The organism is Gammaproteobacteria bacterium, assembly GCA_013214945.1.
Classification (GTDB): Bacteria; Pseudomonadota; Gammaproteobacteria; order Enterobacterales; family Psychrobiaceae; genus Psychrobium.
In genome coordinates this window covers 81,554-102,031 of sequence record JABSRT010000008.1, presented here as the reverse complement: position 1 = coordinate 102,031, position 20,478 = coordinate 81,554, and the positions used below count along the sequence as shown (strand labels likewise).

The window sequence follows — 20,478 nt, the reverse complement described above, 5'->3', positions numbered from 1 at the left end:
GCCGCTACCATCACCTGATCTGGAAAACATATTATGACAGTACGCGTTGGGATCAATCCCCTAACCTGGACCAATGATGATTTACCGTCGTTAGGTGCCGATACTCCATTAGAACAGTGCCTAAGCGAAGGCCGCCAAGCGGGTTTTGCTGGTTTTGAACTTGGTAACAAATTTCCACGCCAAAGCGAACAGCTTAATGCCGTGTTAGCTGAACATGATTTGGCATTAATTTCTGGTTGGTTTAGTGGTCAGTTGCTTGAGCGCAGTGTTGAAGAAGAACTAGTCGCGATTGAAGATCATTTGCAGCTGCTCAAACAAGGCGGCTCAACAGTAATGGTATATTGCGAAGTCACTGGTGCTATTCATGGTGAACAAGATACGCCGTTAACTCAACGACCGAAGCTGGCAGCGGATCAATGGCAAGAGTTCGGCCAACGTTTAACTCAGGTAGCTGACTATTGCTTAAGTCAGGGCGTGCGCCTTGCTTATCACCACCATATGGGCACCGTGGTTGAAACGAGCGATGAAATTGACTTGCTCATGCAGCACACTGGCAATTCGCTGGGTTTACTGCTCGACAGTGGTCACCTTATTTATGCTGGCGGCGATCCATTAGCCACTATCGAAAAACACGGTTCACGCATCGCGCATGTCCACACTAAAGACGTGAGACTAGCGGTGTTAAAAGACGCTAAAAATCGTAATCTAAGCTTCTTAGATTCAGTATTAAATGGTGTATTTACCGTAACTGGCGATGGTGGCATTGACTATAATGCGATCTTTGCAGCGCTGAGCAAATTGGAATACAGCGGTTGGTTAGTGGTAGAAGCTGAGCAAGATCCTGCGATTGCTGATCCACTGACATACGCAACCCTAGGATTTAATAATATCGTCGCGCTTGCCGAGCAAGCTGGTTTGCAATTAACCATCGATTAATCCTTGTGAGCTCCAATAATATCGGCTCAGTTCATCTTAAATGTAACTAGCTTCGTAATACATTGAAAGTGTTGGTGTTTGATAAAGCAAGCTTGTGCAGCATGGATGCTGCGCCAGAGCCTCCATGGAAGGATTTACGGCGACTTGCTGCTCAAATGGCAACACTTTAATACAACAAGGCCAATACTATTAATATCGGCTAATAAAGACTTAACGCTTTCTCTGATACTAAAACCCCATTGAGATCTGCATAGACATACTGCCCCGGCTTTATCACTTGCCCAGCAAATTCAAGCTCGACATTGAGCTGGCCAACCCCAAGCTTTGCGGTTTTAACCGGGCAAGTGCCCAAGGCCTGAACACCAAGATCTAAAGTCGCAATCGTGCCGACATCACGGATCACCCCAAAAATAACCAAGCCTGCCCAATCATTATCTACTGCTGCAGCAGCCAACATATCGCCTAATAAAGCTTTACGCAGCGATCCGCCCCCATCAACGACCATAACGCGGCCATGACCCGGTTGATTAACCAGTTCTTTTACTAAGGAGTTATCTTCAAAACATTTAACCGTCACTATCTCGCCACTAAAAATGGTTCGGCCACCATAGGACTTAAAAATAGGTTGGAATAATTTAACTTGGCTGGGAAAGTTGTCACATAAATCGGGGAGTAAATCTAACATGCGGGATCCTAAAACAGTAATAAGCGTTAACTTTTTTATCACTGGATTAGGATATTGGCAACCCCGCTATCTTATATAATCGCTATTCGTGGTTATTATTGTGGGTAAGCTTGTGCGAGGTATTGGTAAATTTTATCACCAAGTTGCTCATCACAATCAAGTTCGCTTAACGCATCGGCCAAGTACTCGTTATCTTCACGACCTTGCCATACTTTAAGGTAACTACCGTCTTTGTAACCATGATCTTGACGGAAATAGTTTAAAACATTTTTACCGATATACCATTTGTACAGGTCAGAAAAGTCAAAATCGACACTGGTCATCAGCGCGCAGAATTCCTGATATGGGATCTCACCCAACGCCGACTTACCAACTAGCTGCTTAGCCAAGGCTAAGAAAGCTTGTTTGTCTGTTGCTTGTTCAAATACCAGTTGCCATTTAGCCGCTGCAGCGTCAATTGAGGCAGCAGTAGTTGCACCTGATTGCTGCTTAATTTCAGCACTCATTAGAAAATGCCAAATATCAACCAGCTCTAATTTTACTTGATCAAGATCAGGCGTTTGATGTTTCCACCATTTCCAGCCGTAATGATCGATCATTTCGCTGCCCTCAACCAATACAGCACAAAACCAGTCTTGGCTGTCATCGGTAATCCAAGACGGATTAATGGCAGCATTTAGCTTGTCCTGCATGGTGAACATTTGGACTAATTGAGCTTTCATACAAATTCCCTAAAATTTAAACCACAATATTTTATTGTGAATAACTGATCGTCAAAATAATTGGCAGATTTTACGCTATCGATTTATAAAAGTCATACTCAATAGCGAATTTTGATACCTAACGAGCCCAGAGATGAAATAAGTGCCGAGCTAGCTAAGTAAGTGACTAGATGTTTATACCTTGTAACACTGCGCCAGCGCTGCGGTCATCTGCTCTAGCCCTTTGCGGCGGGTAAAGTCGATGTTACGTTGCGGGATCTGCTCTGGTTTTAAGAAGTCGGCTAGCACCTTGGTGATGTGATCTTCGCGAATTAAATGCAATATAGGGTATGGCGCCCGGTTGGTATAATTGGCGGCATCATCTTGATCTGCTTGTTCAAAACAATAATCAGGGTGAAAACTGGCCAGTTGGTAAATACCGTCATATCCGGCATCAGCCATCACATGTTCACTGATCATAAGCAATTCAAGGTAACTGTCGAAATCAAGTTCAGGATCGGGGTAAATCACCAATGAAGTCGATATCTCTGATTGTTGATCAAGTCGCTGGCATTGCTCAAGCAACGCACTAACGTAGCTCTCAAGCGAGCCCTGTTTTACGACATGGTAATCGACAGTTTGCTGTTCAATTTCAGCTTTGGCAAAGGGGCAAATATTAAATCGGATAATCACCGACTCGACCCATTTTTGGCACTGCTTAATGATGGTCGGGGCTGTCAAGTCGCTCTGTTGTTCATTCATTTTAATGGTTTCAATTTAATTATTAGCTAACTGCAGCAATCTCAGCAACGTTGCTGGTCTCATCTGCGCTATCGTACTCAGGCTCTTTACCCTTGAGCGCTCGTTCAACATTTTTAGCATTTAGTGCAAGGTAGACTGTTAGGCTTTCTAAATCATCATCAGATAAAGACGGTAAAACCTGATCATGGCGAAATAACTGCTGTAAAATGTCAGCATTATCTAAGGCTTTGTCATAGGCATCGGCGGCTTTTTTATCTGCGGTACGCAATTTTTCTACCCCTTTGTGGTCTTTAACAATATATTCTATTTCGATCATAGCAATGCTCCGTTAGTCATTATAAACCGATTTTACTGTATAGTCGTACAGTAATGCAAGTGGGTTTAAACTTTTTAGTCAAATCATTCGAGATTAGCGTGCGAACAAGCGCGTTATCCTGCTGCGCTTATTTCGCTAAAAATAATTTTCTAAAGTTATTGCTGGTTACTTCGGCCAGCTCTTCTAAGCTCACTTGTTTTAAATCGGCAATGAATTGGGCGACGTCACGCACATAGGCTGGCTGATTTTGCTTGCCGCGATGTGGTGCCGGCGCCAAATACGGAGAATCAGTTTCAACCAATAGTCGCTCTAACGGTAAGGCTTTAACCACCTCGCGTAATTCACCCGCATTGTTAAAGGTTACAATGCCAGAAATCGAAATATAAAAACCCATGTCCATCGCTTGTTCGGCCATGGCTAAACTTTCGGTAAAGCAATGTAATACCCCGCCGACTTTGTCTGCTTGGCCTTCTTTTAAGATCGCGATGGTTTCATCACGCGCATCACGGGTATGGATGATTAGTGGTTTATTGAGCTCGTTTGCGACCGTAACATGATCAATAAAGCTCGCGCGTTGGATATCATGGGTTTGTGGGGCATAGAAGTTATCAAGTCCTGTTTCACCAATTGCGATCACTCGTGGATCGTTGGCCAGTTGTCGTAATAACTCAATATTAAAGCCATCTTCTTGATTAAGCGGATGCTGGCCGCAACTTGCATATACTGACGGGAAAGGTTTAATGGTCTCGAGCATCGCGCTAAAGGTTTGTAACGTCACGCTGACACAAAGCATTTCGCTAACATCGTTGGCACTAGCATTTGCAATTACGTTCGATAGTTTACCGTCATAAAGCGATAAATCGAGGCGGTCAAGGTGACAATGTGAATCTATAAGCATAATAATTTTTTAGCGCGGCGCCATTGCGATCGCGACTACCTAAACTTGTAAAACCCGCCTTGGTCAAAACCAATGCCAGCTTGATAAAAAGATACGGAGATTGTTGTGTCGAGGGGTTCTGGTGCTGATAAGCAGTAAATGTAAGCGGTAATTATAGCGATTACATTGTTGCTGTAATTTCAACCGCGTTGAGTTTGGTATTTAATACTTGCTCAATCAGCGTTTTAATTTTGATATTATCACTGGGTAAACTGACACCGACACCAATCGGCCTTGCCCCTTGCACACCCGCCGGATTTAGCCACACAACTTTAGACTCAAATACCGTTGGTTCTAGGTCATCAGGTAGTGTTAGCGCCACTTTAACTGGCTCGCCAATATTAATTTCAACGCGTGTAGATATGAAAACACCACCATGAGTCACAAAAGGCATGTAAGCGCGATATAACTGGTTTACGTTTTCATATTCTGCAACTAACTCTAACATCAACAATCCTTTATATTAAGGTTCAACCATAAATTCTACTATAAGACGTTGCAGTTGTAATACTTTATTTGTACTTGGCTGACTTACACACAATTGCTTGAGTTGATTGAGCGATTGTTCAAAGCCCAATAAACGCTGTGGTGACAACAGGCTTATTGCATGCCGATCGGCCGCTGTTAATTCAAACGCAGTTTTACTGCTAAGACCACTGGCAATTTTGACGCAATCGATCAGCAACAAATGGATTAAGGTTAAACTGCGTTCGGCGCTGACATCACTGGTTTTCACCACATCAATTAACGGATAAAGTGCTGTCGTTACACCACTATTTGCCAGAATAACGTCAATCACCGCCAAGCGTAGCTGCTCAATATAGGCCAGTTGCCCATTGGTTACCCCAGCGAGTGCATCAAGGGGGGAGTAACTAAATAAAGCCAGCTGATTGGCGGTTAACGTCAGTCCCGCTTGTTGGCTGACCCAACTGGCTAACTTTTCTGCTGGCGCACTTGCTGCATTAAGCGCCAAACAGCGACTAATTACTGTTGCTGGTAACAAACTACGTTGCGAGCAAGTAAGCACGAAATAGACATGTTTTGGTGGCTCTTCTAATACCTTTAATAAAGCATTAGCCGCCGACGTGGTCATTTGATGCGCGTCATTAATCACCACCACCCGAATGGGATTGGTTAAGCCGGTATTGATAATTGACGCTTGAACTTTTCGGATCTGTTCAATACTAATGGACGATTTGTCCGCGGCTGTCTCAATAAAGTAACAATCAGGGTGAGTGGCTGCGCTATGCAACAGACAGCTTTGGCATTGGCCACAGCTGTTATGTGCTTGCGGACTGCGACATTGAAAAAATTGCGCTAAATACTGGCTCAGTTGTCGCTTGCCAAGGCCACTAACGCCATGAATTAACATGGCATGGTGTAATTTACCCGCAGTAAACCCGCTGGTTAACTGTTGATAAAGTGGTTTTAACCACGGGTACAAACCGCTGCTTTGTGACAATTGTGACATGATTAAAGGTTACGCTCGATAAACTGACTAACGATGATTTTAATGTCTTGCTGTACTTGGTCCAAACTCTGCGAGGCGTCAACCGTCATAATCGTTTCATCATTGGCCGCGTGCTCAAGGTAGACTGCGCGTGCACGTTCAAAAAATGATAAAGCGTTTTGTTCGATCCGATCAAGCTCACCACGAGCACGGGCCCGTGACAATCCTAACTTAGGATCAATATCGAGATAAATCGTTAGGTCAGGTTTAAAATCCCCCAACACTACCTGCTTTATCGGTGCTATCACCGATGCTAATTCACGCCCACCGCCTTGATAAGCTTGTGACGATAAGTCATGGCGATCGCCAACAACCCATTGGCCATTAGCCAGTGCTGGTTTAATCACCCCTTCCACCAATTGGCTGCGTGCGGCATACATTATTAACAATTCGCTGATTTGGGTTAATTCTTCAGTCGGATGTGATTCCTTAACCAAACAACGCATTGCTTCGGCCAAAGGCGTACCACCGGGTTCACGCGTTGCCACAAAATCACTAATGTGGTGATCGGTCAACGTTTGTTTGATTGTTGCAATTGCGGTAGATTTTCCGGCGCCTTCTAGGCCTTCAATTACGATAAATTTAGCCATCAGAGATTATTTATTCCTTTGCGAGCGTAAGTAACGTCTTACCGCCTTGTTATGTTCGCGCAAAGAGCGTGAGAAATAGTGACTACCATCTCCTTGGGCAACAAAGTAAAGATATTTAGTAGTTTCAGGGTGCAGCGCAGCCCAAATTGCAGCCCGACCAGGCATCGCAATAGGGGTCGGCGGCAGTCCGTTGATCACATAGGTATTGTATGGGTTTTTATGACGCAGATGGGCCCGAGTGATATCGCCACGATAATCTATTCCAACGCCATAGATCACTGTAGGATCCGTTTGCAAGCGCATTTTTCTGTTGATTCGATTAATAAAGACCGAAGCAATAGTACTGCGTTCACTGCTGGTACCGGTTTCTTTTTCAATGATCGAGGCCAAGATTAACGCTTGATAAGGCGTGGTAAAAGGCAGTCCCTTAGCACGTTGTTTCCAAGCTATTGCTAATTCTTGCTCGAGCTTGTTAGCCGCTTGGTTTAAAATGGAACTTGCTGACGCCCCCACCGTATAACTGTAGGTATCTGGGTATAAGCGCCCTTCTATTGCACTATTATCGTAACCCTTCACAAAGTAGGAATGTTTTTTACTTTGCTGTTGTTTAAACTGGCTAATTTGCTCAGCCGAAAAGTTTAGCTGTGGAGCATTTTTAAGTTGCTGTTGCCACTGTTTAAAGGTGGTGCCTTCAACAAAAGTGACTGAAAATTGAATTTCTTTGCCGCTGGTTAATTCAGTAAATAGCGCCCGCGGACTCAAGCTAGCGTCAAGCTGGAAAGTACCAACACGTAATTTGGCTAACTGAGGTTCTTTTAGCACCAATAAGCGCATTGGCCAAACCACCGGAAATTGCCCCGCTCGCTGAATTCGTCGGCTTACGCTGGCGACGGTGTCGCCTTTAACCACATTAAACTGTTGCGACTGCAGCTGGGTAATTGGCGCATTAAACCACTGCAGTAACCACCACGCCCCGCCACCGGCTGCCAACATACCCAGTACCAATAAGACCACCATTAATCGTACAATTCGCGTCAACCAACGCCACTTAGATTTAACCTGAGACTTAATCGGTGGTGTATTGTCCGTGTTAGCGTCGTTTTGAGCTTGCATAGGTGGTAGTGACTCGCTTACTGTCTCAGTCATGTTGTAGTTTTGCCTCAATCAGCTCAAAGATCTCGCGCTGATCAAAGTGCGTCTGTTCAATGTTATTAACTCGGACCACTGTCATTAAACAGTTGGTAATAAATACTTCATCAGCGCTCATGATACTCGATAAGCGGTAACGATCAGTGTCGACTTGGTAACCGGCCTCGGTCAACCAAGTGATGACCTTAGCGCGCATTATGCCTTTAACGCCTGCCAACTCAAGACTCGGGCTATATACAACATTGTCTTTAACCCAAAAGATATTGGCAATGCCAGTTTCTACGATAAAGCCTTGACAGTCGAGCACCACGGCATCTTGATAATCACTGTCATCAATCTGCTGGCGCACCAATACTTGCTCTAAGCGATTAAGATGTTTAATACCAGCAAGCAGTGGATTAAGCCCCAGTGCTATTGTACTTACACCCAAACTTATCCCTTGCTGACGTAGCGTGTGATAATGCGCGGGGTAATCACTCGTGGTAACGACCACTAACGGCGTATCACAGCCAACACAGCTATAACCGCGAGTGCCTTGGCCACGAGAAATCAATACTTTGATCACCGCCATTGCTTGTGCTTTGGCAATCTCGGTTAATTGAGCTGCTAATGCCACGTAATCAACAGTAGCGATATTGAGCAGTTTGAGGCCTTGTTGCAACCGCGCCAGATGGGCAACAAGATCTTGACATTGGCCTTGGGTCACTAAGATGGTGGTAAAAATACCATCACCGTAGTTTAAGCCGCGGTCAGTAACCGCCACTTGATTGCCCGCTTGACCATTAATCCATGTCGTGACACTTCCTTGACTCATGATTAGTCGTCACCTATCCGGCTTGCAACCGCGCCAGTTTGATCTTTGTATTTAGCGTTGGCCCGCTTGTTATAAGGAAACTCAGCAGAGCTAGACAAGGTTTCAAAATTAAGCGCACCAATTGGCATGCCAGCACGCAACGCCAGCGGTAGCTTGCCGGCATTGATGAATTCCAAAACGATATTGCCAGACCAGCCAGGATCAATCCGATGTGCGGTAACATGAACCATTAAACCAAGGCGTGCCAATGAAGAACGGCCGTCGAGCCAACCGACAATATTGTCCGGCAGGGTCACCGATTCCATCGTCATGGCCAAAGCTAATTCACCCGGATGTAAAATGAAAGGATCATCGTTTTCTAACACAATTTCGTCACTCATTACTTTATCGAGTGCTTTTTGAACCTCGGCCTTAGGGCCACTAATGTCGATAAAAGGGGCATTATGACCTTCAAATACTCGAAATTTGTTACCCAAACGGATATCTACCGTTACCCCACAAATACTGAGTGGATCGGGCGCGGGAACAATTTTAATTTTACCTTCCAGTAAATGTTTTTTTATATCGACATCACTCAGACGCATTAACGGGGATCCTTTTAGTATTCTATTAGCGTTTTAATAAACGATTAATTTCTGATTTAAGCATTTCAATCGCAATGCGATTTTTGCCACCGCGCGGCACGATAATATCGGCATATTGCTTTGATGGTTCAATAAATTGGCGAAACATTGGGCGTACAGTCGCCTGATACTGATCAAGTACTGAATCCATGGTACGGCCACGTTCTTCAACGTCACGTAATAAACGGCGGATTAAACAGATATCAAGTGGTGCATCCATGTAGATCGACGCATGAAAAAACTTACGTAACTCAGGGTTGGTTAACAATAAAATACCCTCAAGCACAATCACGCGTTTCGAACCCATTGCCTTAGTTTCAGTCAATCGTGTATGTGTGTTGTAGCAGTATTGTGGTAATTCAACGCTAGCGCCCTGTTGCAACAATGACAATTGTTCAAGCAATAATTCATGCTCTAGCGAACTTGGGTGATCGTAATTGGTTTTAACGCGCTCATCCATCGACAAGTGATCTTGGCTACGGTAATAATAATCTTCATTGATTACGCCAATTTCATCGCTGCCCACTTCATCTATTAGCTCTTCAACAATAGTACGAGCTAATAAACTTTTGCCAGACGCTGAAGCGCCGACAATGGCAATAAATATACAATCTTTCATGGTTTTCCTAGAACTGTTATTGCTGATTTAATACAATCGATGGGATTGATAAATCAGTTTTATTGAGAGCAATAGCGACATTAAGCGCAATATTTTTATACATAACGGACGTATCAGAGTTTGGCTCACTCAGGACACTTGGCTGACCTATATCAATGTTTGAACGAATTTGGCTTTGCAGTGGAATATGCCCCAACAACGTCACCTTATTTGCCGCCGCCATTTTTTGTCCACCGTCTTGACCAAAGATATGTTCTTGATGACCACATTGCTGGCACTGGTGATAGCTCATGTTTTCAATCACCCCTAACACCGGCGTATTTACTTTGTTAAACATCGCAATGCCTTTTTGGGCATCGGCCAGCGCAACGTTTTGCGGTGTCGTCACAATAATAGCCCCTGACACCGGCACTTGCTGGGTCATTGTTAACTGAATATCGCCAGTACCCGGTGGCATATCAACCACGAGGTAATCAAGATTTGGCCAATTGGTTTCAAACATCAGCTGAGCCACAGCACGCGACGCCATCGGACCACGCCACACTGCTGCGTCGTCAGCATCAACCAAAAAGCCTAACGACATCGTAAATAGGCCGCCCAGTTCAACGGGCTCCATTAACTTGCCATCATGACTTTGCGGTTTAATGCCAACACCATTTAACATCATTGGAATTGAAGGACCAAAAACATCGGCATCAAGCAAACCAACCGTCGCGCCAGCACTTGCCAAAGCCAGTGCCAGATTGACCGAGGTCGTCGACTTGCCAACCCCGCCTTTTCCTGAGGCCACCAAGATGATTTGTTTGACTCCAACGAGTTTATCGCTGCGATTGAGTTGTTTAATGTCAGTCGTCATCGCTAATTCAAGTTGACTAAAATGACACACATCGCTTAACACTTGTGTTAAACGTTGATTTAACAGTGCCAAATGGTCTTTACACGCGATACTCATCGTCAAATTAATGCGTAACGTATCTTTTTTAACACTGGCATCAACGACATCACACAACGCCAATAATGCGGTACTTGTGCCTGGGAAATTTTCCTTGGCTAAGCGTTGTTTTATATCATTTACCAGTGTTTTATCGCGTTTTCCAAACAGACCCATGAATGCTCCAACTGACTCGCCCGTTAATCTGGGCGCTATTGTACCTAACTTCTATCATTTCTTATATAAAAAAACCTGCTTCAAGACCCATTTTCAGTGAACTTAATTTCCTTTTAGTTTAAGATAAGCGCCAATTTACTATCTAAAATTTTATCGAAAGGCGTATTTCACGGTGACGAAAATTGCAAACAACACTAGAAAAATCTTAGTAACTAGTGCGCTCCCTTATGCCAATGGCCCAATTCACTTGGGACATATGCTTGAATATATCCAAACTGATATCTGGGTAAGATTTCAAAAAATGCGTGGTCACGAATGTTATTACGTTTGTGCTGATGACGCGCATGGCACACCAATTATGCTTAAAGCTCAACAGCTTGGCGTAACTCCAGAGCAAATGATTGATCAAGTTAATAAAGAACACCAACAAGATTTTTCTGAATTTGGGGTCGGTTTTGATAATTTCCACTCAACGCACTCTGACGAAAACCGCCATTACGCCGAGCTTATTTATAATAAATTGAAAGACGGTGGCTCAATTTCTACCAAGGTAATTGAGCAGCTTTTTGATCCCGAAAAACAGATGTTTTTACCCGATCGTTTCGTCAAAGGTGACTGCCCAAGTTGTGGTAGCGAAGACCAAAATGGCGACAACTGTGATGCTTGTGGCGCTACTTACAGCCCAACTGAGCTAAAAAACCCACGTTCTGTCGTGTCGGGTGCCACCCCAGTGCTAAAAGAGTCTGAGCATTATTTCTTCCAATTGCCAAAATTTGAACAAATGCTCAAAGAATGGACTCGCAGTGGTTCATTGCAAACAGAGATGGCCAACAAATTGGCCGAGTGGTTTGAAGACGGTTTACGTGACTGGGATATCAGTCGCGATGCGCCGTATTTTGGCTTTAATATTCCAGGTACTACCGACAAGTTTTTCTACGTGTGGCTTGATGCGCCAATTGGTTACATGGGCAGCTTTAAAAACCTATGTAATAAAAGACCTGAAATTGATTTCGACAGCTTTTGGAACAAAGATTCAACCGCTGAGTTATATCACTTCATTGGCAAAGACATTATCTACTTCCATAGCTTGTTTTGGCCAGCGATGCTTGAAGGCGCTGGTTTCCGTAAACCAACCAGTGTATTCGCTCACGGTTTCGTGACGGTCAATGGCGCAAAAATGTCTAAATCTAAGGGCACCTTTATTAAGGCACGCACTTACTTAGAGCATTTAAACCCTGAATACTTGCGTTATTATTACGGTGCTAAATTAACCAGTAAAATTGACGATCTAGATTTAAACCTAGAAGATTTTGCACAACGTGTTAATGCAGACTTAGTGGGCAAGGTCATTAATATCGCCAGCCGCTGTGCCGGTTTTATCGTCAAGAAATTTGACGGCGAAATGGCCAGTGAAATTAGCGAGCCTGAACTAATCGCTGAATTTATCGCGGCAGAATCAGACATTGCCACCCATTTTGAGAACCGTGACTTTAGCAAAGCAATCCGCATTATTATGGCGCTCGCTGATAAAGCTAACCAATACATTGCAGATAAAGAACCGTGGCAATTAGTTAAAGATCCGGCAAACAGCAATGAAGTGCAGCAAGTTTGTTCTCTGGGTATTAATTTATTTAAAATCCTAATGACTTACCTTAAGCCGATTGTGCCAGAATTGGCTCAGCAAGTTGAAGCATTCCTAAATCACGAACTAACGTGGCAAGGTGTGAGCCAGCCGTTGACAAGCCACAAAATCAACAAGTTTAAAGCCATGATGCAACGTGTTGATATGGACAAAGTAAACGCAATGGTTGAAGACTCAAAAGACAACCTATTGGCAACACCAGCGGTTCAGGTTCCGGTATTAGATCCAAACTCACCGCTCGCTAAAGATCCAATCAGCGATACCATCAGCTTTGAAGATTTTGCTAAAATCGATCTTCGCATCGTCAAAATAATCAAAGCTGAACACGTTAAGGGCGCAGATAAGTTGTTACGCCTAGAGTTAGACTTAGGTGGCGAAAGTCGTCAGGTGTTCGCAGGCATAAAATCAGCCTATCAACCGGAACAACTTGAAGGCAAGTTAACCGTGATGGTCGCTAACTTAGCACCCCGTAAAATGCGCTTTGGCATGTCAGAAGGCATGGTATTAGCCGCAGGCCCTGGCGGTGAAGAGCTGTGGATATTAAACCCAGAAGAAGGCGCACAACCAGGCATGCGCGTTAAGTAATCTGAGGCTCGGATAAATCGTTGTTTAAACAGCGATTTAATGACCGATCAAAAAAGGCTGTTCACGCAAGTGAACAGCCTTTTTTATGCCAATGACGAACCTGAATTGATATTTGAATTAACACCAATCTCAGGTTTTAGTTATTTGGACTCTAATGCTAACAATTTCCCACCAAAGCCAATAAAGGCCAAGCCTGTTATTGTTTTAAGGATCCGCTGGGCGGTATGGCTCTGACCAATAGTTTTAAACCGTGAGAATAAAACCACCATCGAAGAAAACCACATAACATTAATCAAGGCATGCAAGCTCACTAACACAAACGCATAAGTTACGCTGTGCTGACCTACTGGGATAAACTGAGGAAAAGCAGCCAAATAAAACATAGATACCTTAGGGTTCAAGGCATTGGTTAACAAACCCTCGCTAAATGATTTGATCACGCTTTGACTGCTATTTTTTGTGAGTGTTACTTGTTGATTGTCAGTCGTACGAAACGCACTAAGCAAAGATTTAACCCCAATCCAGCCTAAATATACAGCGCCTAGGACTTTGACCACCATAAATGCGTCAGCAGATTTGGTTAACAATACCGAAATCCCCAACACAGACAAGCTTCCGTGCAGATAAAAAGCCGCCAAAAAACCTGCGATATTAGCAAAACCGGCTTTTTTACCGCTAGTTGCAACCGTTTTTGCAATAAGCAAGCCATTAGGGCCTGGTGAAATGACTAGTAGCGTTGCTATAAGTACAAAACCTATAATTTGAAATTGTTCCATAGATGTTCCTCGTTTATTGATATAAAAGCAATAATAAAGCGAGTTCACCCCGGTCATTACTGGCATCAAATACTAACAGTAAAATTAACACAAAGTGTGGCAACAGTGGCAATGAATCCGTCAGCTATTTTAGTTTTTGAATAGGGTATTAAGATTGTGAATAGTTAAGATTTTCTAGATAGGTGTTTAAACCAAAGAAATGTTGGCGTCCCCTAGGGGTTTCGAACCCCTGTTACCGCCGTGAAAGGGCGGTGTCCTAGGCCACTAGACGAAGGGGACACACAGGTAAATTATTTGGTGGAGCTATGCGGGATCGAACCGCAGACCTCTTCGCTGCCAGCGAAGCGCTCTCCCAGCTGAGCTATAGCCCCAAATAATTACCTGTTGTTATGCAATCTGTTATGCAAGAGACTGCCTTAACAACGCTAGTATTTTATGGCGCTACTTTAGTTTAGTCAATGATAAAAAAGGGAAATCCCATAATTTATCAACAAAAAACCCTCTTGGCGTACAAATATTAATCAAGTCGATAAAGCCACTGCCGCTATTGTTATTAATCCCGGCCACAGGCGCGGCAAAACTTACCTTTAACGTAGGTATTGCTATCACAATGTTGGCATTGTCTAAATTGTTTGAATCCACAACTAGAACAGGCAAGATTTGTAGTAGCAATACCTATTCCACAATCTTGACACAAGCCCTTCGCAATCCGTTTTTGACTGAGTTTTTCTGGTGAAAAGATCTTCTTTTGCATCACATAAATCAGGATTAACGCCGTAACTATCGCGACTACCATCATTAAGTAATGCCAAATTGCCACCAAGTTTAAGCTTTCGAGTAATTCAAAAACCTGTCTTAGCAGTTTTTTAGGCACAATGTCGTAAACTAATTCTGACACTTTAAAAATAACAGGAATAAAAACAATCACCAACAAGTGTGATGATACAAGGCTTTGATACGGCCGTTCAGCCTTTGTGCTCTGGTGGTGCCACCAATAAAACAACAGCATCAAAGGTAATAAAAACAACATTTCCATCGCCAAACGTTTGACCGGAAACCAAAAGGTTAATTGATCGACCTCCGTTATCAACAGTTGCCGTTGTGGCTGATCAATAGCAACAATGGCACTAAATAGTTGACGGATCAATTGGTGCGAGTTTAGCGCATCCTGCGCGAGTGATTGTTGGCTGGCTAAGCTGTTAATTTGGCTCGTTAGTTGCGCGACTTTTTTCTTGAACATATTTTGATCACTGATGTTATGCTCTATCTCGGCAATTTTTTCTAGCAGTGAGGTGTCATAAGCGCCGCGAAAACGTGATAGTTCAAGGGTAACTTGGTCACTTTTCTCTCTAAGCTCGAGCCAAGCGTTTAATTGAACCACCAGCGCTTCATTTTTATCAATTAATTGCAGTGGTAGCGCAATGCGCTGGCAAATGGGATGTAATTGCTCAATCTTGGCTAAATCATTGTTAGGTGAATAACTGCGATTATATCCCGCAATGATGTTAGCGGTCCGCTGTAGTCTATTGTCACTATGCCACTGCTGTGCGATCAAAATATTGCGACAAGACATCGGGATCTGTTGATAAGGACTGCCTAATTGCTGAGTATGATCAGCTAAGCCGTCAAATATCGAGATTAAGATAAACAAATCGAGCAACAGCACAATCATTAATACCGTTTTACCAATTGGGTGATTATCTACCGTTGATAAACCATCCCTAACTCCCATTATTCTTTGACCTAATTGTTTAAACACAGTTTATTCCTTTAAAATTTATCCATTATTATTCTAAACAATCAGTTTGCTAACTATGTTAATTGGCTTTCTTAATCGAATAACTCCATCAACACCCTGATATGCTACCTTAATTGGCTATCTTTGCTGCCACGGCGGTTAATGCCACTGGTAACAGCCTGCTCTGACTCTAGCGCTGTCTGACAAGAGACACAAAGTTCAATGCCTACGATAGCGTCACGCCGGGCAAGTGGAATAACGCAATCACACTCAAGGCAATGGCTGCAGCTTTCTCCTTGATGAAGTCGACTGCGCGCTAATTTGACCGCATCAGCAACACTTGCATCAATTTGGTCTTGCACCGCGCCATCACGGGACCATCCACCAGCCATTAGCTTCTCCCTAATTGTTATCTATTTGAACATGGGCGTTAAACCAACACCATAGATGTAATTGATATTATGCTGCCTATAGCCATTCATTTTTAAAGCCATTCATTTTTAAAACCAAGCCGAGTCATTAACACGTGCGACAATACAAATCCTAATACTGGCGTCGATAGGATCATTAATATTACCCATAAAAATACATTCCATTATTTTTGGCCACTAAAATCCCTAAAGGCACGCAGTAAACGAAGAGTAACCCACCAATAAACATCGCTAAATCAACTATTTTATCGTTCATTGCCACGGCAACCGTGACAATAATTGCGATTAGTATTAAATTCAGTAGCAGGTACCAGCGCCGATTCATCCGTCTAAATTGACTGAATTCAGACGGAGCTAACAGGGTTTTAGGGGTAATTGGTGCGGTATATTGCGCTTGCATATTAATCTTTTTGATGTTTTATCATGCTAACCTCAAGTGTTGAGCGATCTTTAATGTTAACCACCCAGTAACTTAAGTATTTAGTTTAAATTCAACGATGTTAAACAACTTAATAATCAAAAACTAAAGCTGCTAACGTGATTAAATATAGCTCAAAATTTCGCTAGTACCCGCTAGCACTAATTAACGCCCATCCATTACCCTTTAAGCACTGTTTGAATATAATCACACCATGCATTCGACAATAAGTTAGACAATAGTTCGGGTCTATTTGGCTTGTCCTTAAGTTCAAGCTTAAATTCAACCACCGAGCGCCATTCGGCCGAACCATTATCAGGACCATGGCCTTGCTGGTCTAAGACAGCTAAGTGGTGGTTAACAGCAGAAAACCACGGCCCTGTGCATGGCATATAGTTAAGTGGCGCTGGTATTTTCGCACTTTTCTGTGCTTTTGGCGGTACTATTGACTGTGGAATTGGCGGTACAGTCGAGACACAACCAACCGCAGATATCCCTAGCAGCAAAGTTTTAATATTTTTTAATAACAGTGCGGCCATATGACTCCCTAGACGGTTAATTGAACAGTCAATATTTTAACTAGATTATAGTAACCGTAAAAATAAACTAGTCTGCGTAATATGAGTTGATTAACGCGAGTGTCTGATCAATATCTCGTTTACTAATATCTAAATGAACAACTAAGCGACGGTTGACTGCATTACCAATATTTATGCCATGTAGTTGTAGATAACTTGCTAAATCTTGGCCACGATTAGCGCCCTGCGCGTGTGAAAAAGTCGGGAAGATCATATTAGTTTCCACCGCACTTAAATCGACCTCTACTTGATCCATTTGTTGTAATGACTTGGCAAAATAACCCGTTAACTGATGATCTTGTTGCAAGCGTGCAATATTATTGTCCAACGCATAAATACCTGCCGCTGCGATGATGCCAGCTTGGCGCATGCCCCCGCCAAGCATTTTCCTTAAGCGAATCGCCCTATCAATAAATTCCTTGCTACCACTAAGTACCGATCCTGCTGGCGCGCCTAACCCTTTGGACAAGCATAAAGATACCGAGTCAACATTGGCACATAAATCAGCGGCACTCACGCCCGATTGCACCACCGCATGCATTAATCTCGCGCCGTCCAAATGAACTTGTAGTTTGTTATCGCGCGCTAGGGTGCAAATATTGTCAAGCTCGGCTTGCGGCTGGACAAAACCCGACACGGTATTCTCAAGACAAACTAAGCGGCTAACGGCAAAGTGTGGATCATTAGGTCGAATAGCCTGTTCAACCTGCGCTGCACTGATATACCCTTTGGCCGTCGTTGATATTTGTTGCAACACGATACTGCCCAGTACCGACGCCCCGCCCGCTTCGTGACTGGCGATATGGTATTGGTCGCCGATAATAATCTCTTGGCCGCGCTGGCAATGTGCCATCGTGGCAATAAGGTTGCTCATGGTGCCCGATGGTACAAACAAGCTCGCTTCTTTATTAAGCAAGGTCGCGACCTTCTCTTGCAACGCAATAACGGTCGGATCTTCACCATAAACATCATCGCCAACCGGGGCATTGGCCATCACGGCACGCATCTCACTGCTGGGCCGAGTCACAGTATCACTGCGAAAATCTATCAGGTTATTAACAGGTGACATTGTTGTGCTGTTTATCGGGTAGCTTTTACGGATCATTTTAGTCCTTACTCAATTTAGTCTTGGTACTCGGCGAGCTTAAACAATACACTAATATACTGAATTATATTGGCTTAGTTCTGTTAGCCTATTTAGTGGCTATGTACCTTTAGAGTTAAGCTCAATGTACACAACTCCATTAGCTTAAAAGCTCAACCCCTGCACAGATGCTAGATTCACACTTGTTAGTGCGTATTTTTTAGATTGCTTGGTATCTAGACCAAACATTTGGAACGCGTTAGTGGATAAGATCAATAGGCGAGTGAAAATTGGCTCAATTCTATACTGGCCTTTGAGACCCCCTATCTACCACATTAAAATCAGAAATTTATAAAATCGCAGCGCTAAAGCACTTTATTCCAGCTTTCTTGACCCAAGTTTTAAAAGCAATCATTAGAACAGTTACAGCACCTCACATTCGGTGATAAACTGCTGCCCTTACTCTGTATTTTATTTGTTATTTATCTAGGACTAGCATGTTTAATTTTTTTGAGAGTCTCATCAAGCCATTTCCACAGACTTCTATTTCGCAACCGCCTAACACCTTATTTGCTTTTTTCAGACACTATAATAAAGGTATTGAAAAGTACCTAATTATGATGTCATTAATGACCGCCATTTTAGCCATGGGTGAAGTTTATCTTTTTAGCTTTATGGGCGAATTAGTCGACTGGCTGAGTGGCAAACCCGACCAAGCGTTGCTTGAAGAGCACGGCAGCTATTTTCTCATGATGGGTTTACTGGTATTAATCGGTATGCCCTGCATTATTTTGTTACACACAGCATTGATACATCAAACAATTTTGGGTAATTACCCAATGGCTATTCGCTGGAGCATGCATCGCTATCTTCTCAAGCAAAGCATGGCATTTTATCAAGATGATTTTGCCGGCCGGCTCGCCACCAAGGTAATGCAAACGTCCTTGTCGATTCGTGAAGCTTCCACCAAGTTACTCGATGTATTTGTCTATATTATTGTCTACTTCGTCTCACTTTTGTTTTTAATCGCACAAGGCGATACCCTATTCTTAATCCCATTATGCCTATGGTTAGCGTGTTACATTTTCATTCAGTTGCACTATATTCCACAATTAAAAAAAGTGTCGACCAAACAGGCTGATGCACGTGCAGAAATGACCGGCGCAGTGGTTGATAGTTATACCAACATAGCGACGGTTAAACTCTTCTCGCATACTGATCGTGAAGAAGCTTACGCAAAAAACAGCATGCAAAGTTTTTTAGAAACCGTCTACATGCAAATGCGATTGGTGACCAAACTCGGTTTTTTTGTCCAATACAATAACCTGATTTTAGTTTTTAATGTCTGTGCTTTATCAATCTATTTATGGCTAGACGGAGCTGTTTCAGCTGGGGGCATCGCAATCGCCGTTAGTTTGTCATTGCGTTTAAACGGCATGTCGCAGTGGATCATGTGGGAGATGAGCTCGCTGTTTGAAAATATCGGCACTGTGATCGATGGCATGAACAGCCTATCAAAACCTCACTCAGTAAAAGATAATGAAAATGCCCAACCGCTTGTCGTCGGACAAGGTAAAATTGAATTCAATCAGGTTAATTTTAACTTTAGTGAGCAACTACCGCTCATTACCAATCTTAACTTGCAGATCAAAGCTGGCGAGAAAGTAGGCCTTGTTGGCCGATCTGGCGCGGGTAAATCTACCTTAATAAATTTGTTAATGCGCTTTTACGATTTAGGATCTGGTCAAATACTCATCGATGACACCGACATTAAAAGCGTCACACAAGAGAGCTTGCGCGCCCAAATAGGTATGGTGACACAAGATACCTCACTGCTGCACCGAAGCGTAAGAGACAATATTATTTACGGTCGCCCCGATGCCAGTGAAGAGGAAATGCGCCAAGCGTGTATCCAAGCGCAAGCGCATGATTTTATCCAAGAGCTTGACGATAACAACGGCGGCTTAGGCTATAACGCGCAAGTAGGTGAACGCGGAATTAAACTCTCCGGTGGTCAACGTCAACGCATTGCTATTGCTAGGGTACTATTGAAAGATGCGCCAATATTACTATTAGATGAGGCGACATCGGCACTAGACTCTGAAGTCGAAGCCGCTATCCAGCAACATTTAGAGCAGTTAATGCAAAACAAAACTGTAATTGCTATCGCTCACCGCTTATCGACAATTGCCGCTATGGATCGTTTAGTCGTCATTGATAAGGGACAAATTATAGAACAAGGAAGCCACGCACAACTGCTTGCTAAAAAAGGGGTTTATGCTCAGCTGTGGGCACACCAAAGTGGGGATTTCTTAGGAGAGCAGTAGCACTCAAACAATCTAGAGTAGCGCGCTACTCTAGATTGTTATGCGCTTATTTGGGTGTTGTCTGACAATCACCGCTGCAAGTTCCAAATTGTACTGACAACTAATTAAAAACAACCTCATATCCATAGATGGGCTACCAGAACTTCACT

The 20,478-nt window shown here is 43.3% G+C and carries 21 protein-coding genes, 2 tRNA genes and 1 pseudogene; 3 read left to right on the top strand and 21 right to left on the bottom strand.

Annotated elements, in window-relative coordinates; genetic code table 11:
* Positions 1-33 precede the first annotated feature (33 nt).
* Positions 34-936, top strand: a complete 903-nt coding sequence (iolE, locus tag HRU23_07895) for a myo-inosose-2 dehydratase (protein NRA54051.1) — start codon at positions 34-36, stop codon at positions 934-936.
* 199 nt (positions 937-1,135) lie between these two features.
* On the opposite strand, the gene HRU23_07890 is transcribed toward iolE, so the two are convergent.
* From HRU23_07890 to apbC, 13 genes are all read right to left on the bottom strand, one after another.
* A complete protein-coding gene (locus HRU23_07890; GenBank protein NRA54050.1) occupies positions 1,136-1,621 on the bottom strand; it encodes a putative 4-hydroxy-4-methyl-2-oxoglutarate aldolase in 486 nt (161 codons plus the stop codon).
* 95 nt (positions 1,622-1,716) lie between these two features.
* The gene (locus HRU23_07885; GenBank protein ID NRA54049.1) at positions 1,717-2,343 is read right to left on the bottom strand and encodes a dUTP diphosphatase; all 627 of its coding nucleotides are present in this window, start codon (positions 2,341-2,343) and stop codon (positions 1,717-1,719) included.
* Positions 2,344-2,517: 174 nt separating this feature from the next.
* The gene (locus HRU23_07880) at positions 2,518-3,084 is read right to left on the bottom strand and encodes a DUF1415 domain-containing protein (GenBank protein NRA54048.1); all 567 of its coding nucleotides are present in this window, start codon (positions 3,082-3,084) and stop codon (positions 2,518-2,520) included.
* Between the two features lie 22 nt (positions 3,085-3,106).
* Positions 3,107-3,400, bottom strand: coding sequence for a YebG family protein (locus HRU23_07875; GenBank protein ID NRA54047.1), 294 nt, complete (start codon positions 3,398-3,400; stop codon positions 3,107-3,109).
* A gap of 127 nt (positions 3,401-3,527) precedes the next feature.
* Entirely contained in the window at positions 3,528-4,301 is a 774-nt protein-coding gene (locus HRU23_07870) for a YchF/TatD family DNA exonuclease (GenBank protein NRA54046.1), read from the bottom strand.
* Between the two features lie 157 nt (positions 4,302-4,458).
* Positions 4,459-4,785 carry a PilZ domain-containing protein gene (locus HRU23_07865; protein NRA54045.1) on the bottom strand — a complete coding sequence of 109 codons (327 nt, stop codon included), beginning with the start codon at positions 4,783-4,785 and terminating at the stop codon, positions 4,459-4,461.
* 15 nt (positions 4,786-4,800) lie between these two features.
* Positions 4,801-5,808, bottom strand: coding sequence for a hypothetical protein (locus HRU23_07860; GenBank protein ID NRA54044.1), 1,008 nt, complete (start codon positions 5,806-5,808; stop codon positions 4,801-4,803).
* Between the two features lie 2 nt (positions 5,809-5,810).
* Positions 5,811-6,437 carry a dTMP kinase gene (locus tag HRU23_07855; protein ID NRA54043.1) on the bottom strand — a complete coding sequence of 209 codons (627 nt, stop codon included), beginning with the start codon at positions 6,435-6,437 and terminating at the stop codon, positions 5,811-5,813.
* Between the two features lie 6 nt (positions 6,438-6,443).
* Positions 6,444-7,583 carry an endolytic transglycosylase MltG gene (mltG, locus tag HRU23_07850; protein NRA54042.1) on the bottom strand — a complete coding sequence of 380 codons (1,140 nt, stop codon included), beginning with the start codon at positions 7,581-7,583 and terminating at the stop codon, positions 6,444-6,446.
* Positions 7,576-8,400, bottom strand: a complete 825-nt coding sequence (gene pabC, locus HRU23_07845; protein ID NRA54041.1) for an aminodeoxychorismate lyase — start codon at positions 8,398-8,400, stop codon at positions 7,576-7,578. The genes mltG and pabC overlap by 8 nt, the downstream gene beginning before the upstream one ends.
* A gap of 2 nt (positions 8,401-8,402) precedes the next feature.
* On the bottom strand, positions 8,403-8,984 hold the full coding sequence (dcd, locus tag HRU23_07840; GenBank protein NRA54040.1) for a dCTP deaminase: 582 nt from the start codon (positions 8,982-8,984) through the stop codon (positions 8,403-8,405).
* Positions 8,985-9,009: 25 nt separating this feature from the next.
* Positions 9,010-9,642, bottom strand: a complete 633-nt coding sequence (gene udk, locus HRU23_07835; GenBank protein ID NRA54039.1) for a uridine kinase — start codon at positions 9,640-9,642, stop codon at positions 9,010-9,012.
* Positions 9,643-9,658: 16 nt separating this feature from the next.
* On the bottom strand, positions 9,659-10,750 hold the full coding sequence (gene apbC / locus HRU23_07830; protein ID NRA54038.1) for an iron-sulfur cluster carrier protein ApbC: 1,092 nt from the start codon (positions 10,748-10,750) through the stop codon (positions 9,659-9,661).
* A gap of 172 nt (positions 10,751-10,922) precedes the next feature.
* Between apbC and metG the strand changes: the two genes are divergently transcribed.
* The gene (gene metG, locus HRU23_07825) at positions 10,923-12,977 is read left to right on the top strand and encodes a methionine--tRNA ligase (protein NRA54037.1); all 2,055 of its coding nucleotides are present in this window, start codon (positions 10,923-10,925) and stop codon (positions 12,975-12,977) included.
* Positions 12,978-13,117: 140 nt separating this feature from the next.
* Here metG and HRU23_07820 read toward each other — a convergent pair whose 3' ends face one another.
* The 8 genes and pseudogenes from HRU23_07820 to ltaE all read right to left on the bottom strand — a co-directional run bounded on the left by HRU23_07820 (position 13,118) and on the right by ltaE (position 17,987).
* A complete protein-coding gene (locus tag HRU23_07820) occupies positions 13,118-13,753 on the bottom strand; it encodes a LysE family translocator (GenBank protein NRA54036.1) in 636 nt (211 codons plus the stop codon).
* Between the two features lie 203 nt (positions 13,754-13,956).
* A tRNA-Glu gene (locus tag HRU23_07815) sits at positions 13,957-14,032 on the bottom strand.
* 16 nt (positions 14,033-14,048) lie between these two features.
* A tRNA-Ala gene (locus HRU23_07810) sits at positions 14,049-14,124 on the bottom strand.
* A gap of 182 nt (positions 14,125-14,306) precedes the next feature.
* On the bottom strand, positions 14,307-15,512 hold the full coding sequence (locus tag HRU23_07805; protein ID NRA54035.1) for a hypothetical protein: 1,206 nt from the start codon (positions 15,510-15,512) through the stop codon (positions 14,307-14,309).
* 104 nt (positions 15,513-15,616) lie between these two features.
* The gene (locus tag HRU23_07800) at positions 15,617-15,883 is read right to left on the bottom strand and encodes a DksA/TraR family C4-type zinc finger protein (protein NRA54034.1); all 267 of its coding nucleotides are present in this window, start codon (positions 15,881-15,883) and stop codon (positions 15,617-15,619) included.
* Between the two features lie 92 nt (positions 15,884-15,975).
* Positions 15,976-16,322: pseudogene (locus tag HRU23_07795) on the bottom strand (hypothetical protein).
* 197 nt (positions 16,323-16,519) lie between these two features.
* Positions 16,520-16,879, bottom strand: coding sequence for a hypothetical protein (locus tag HRU23_07790; GenBank protein ID NRA54033.1), 360 nt, complete (start codon positions 16,877-16,879; stop codon positions 16,520-16,522).
* A 67-nt stretch (positions 16,880-16,946) separates the two neighbouring features.
* Positions 16,947-17,987, bottom strand: a complete 1,041-nt coding sequence (ltaE, locus tag HRU23_07785; GenBank protein NRA54032.1) for a low-specificity L-threonine aldolase — start codon at positions 17,985-17,987, stop codon at positions 16,947-16,949.
* 512 nt (positions 17,988-18,499) lie between these two features.
* Here ltaE and HRU23_07780 point away from each other — a divergent pair.
* A complete protein-coding gene (locus HRU23_07780) occupies positions 18,500-20,329 on the top strand; it encodes an ABC transporter ATP-binding protein (GenBank protein ID NRA54031.1) in 1,830 nt (609 codons plus the stop codon).
* Positions 20,330-20,478 lie beyond the last annotated feature (149 nt).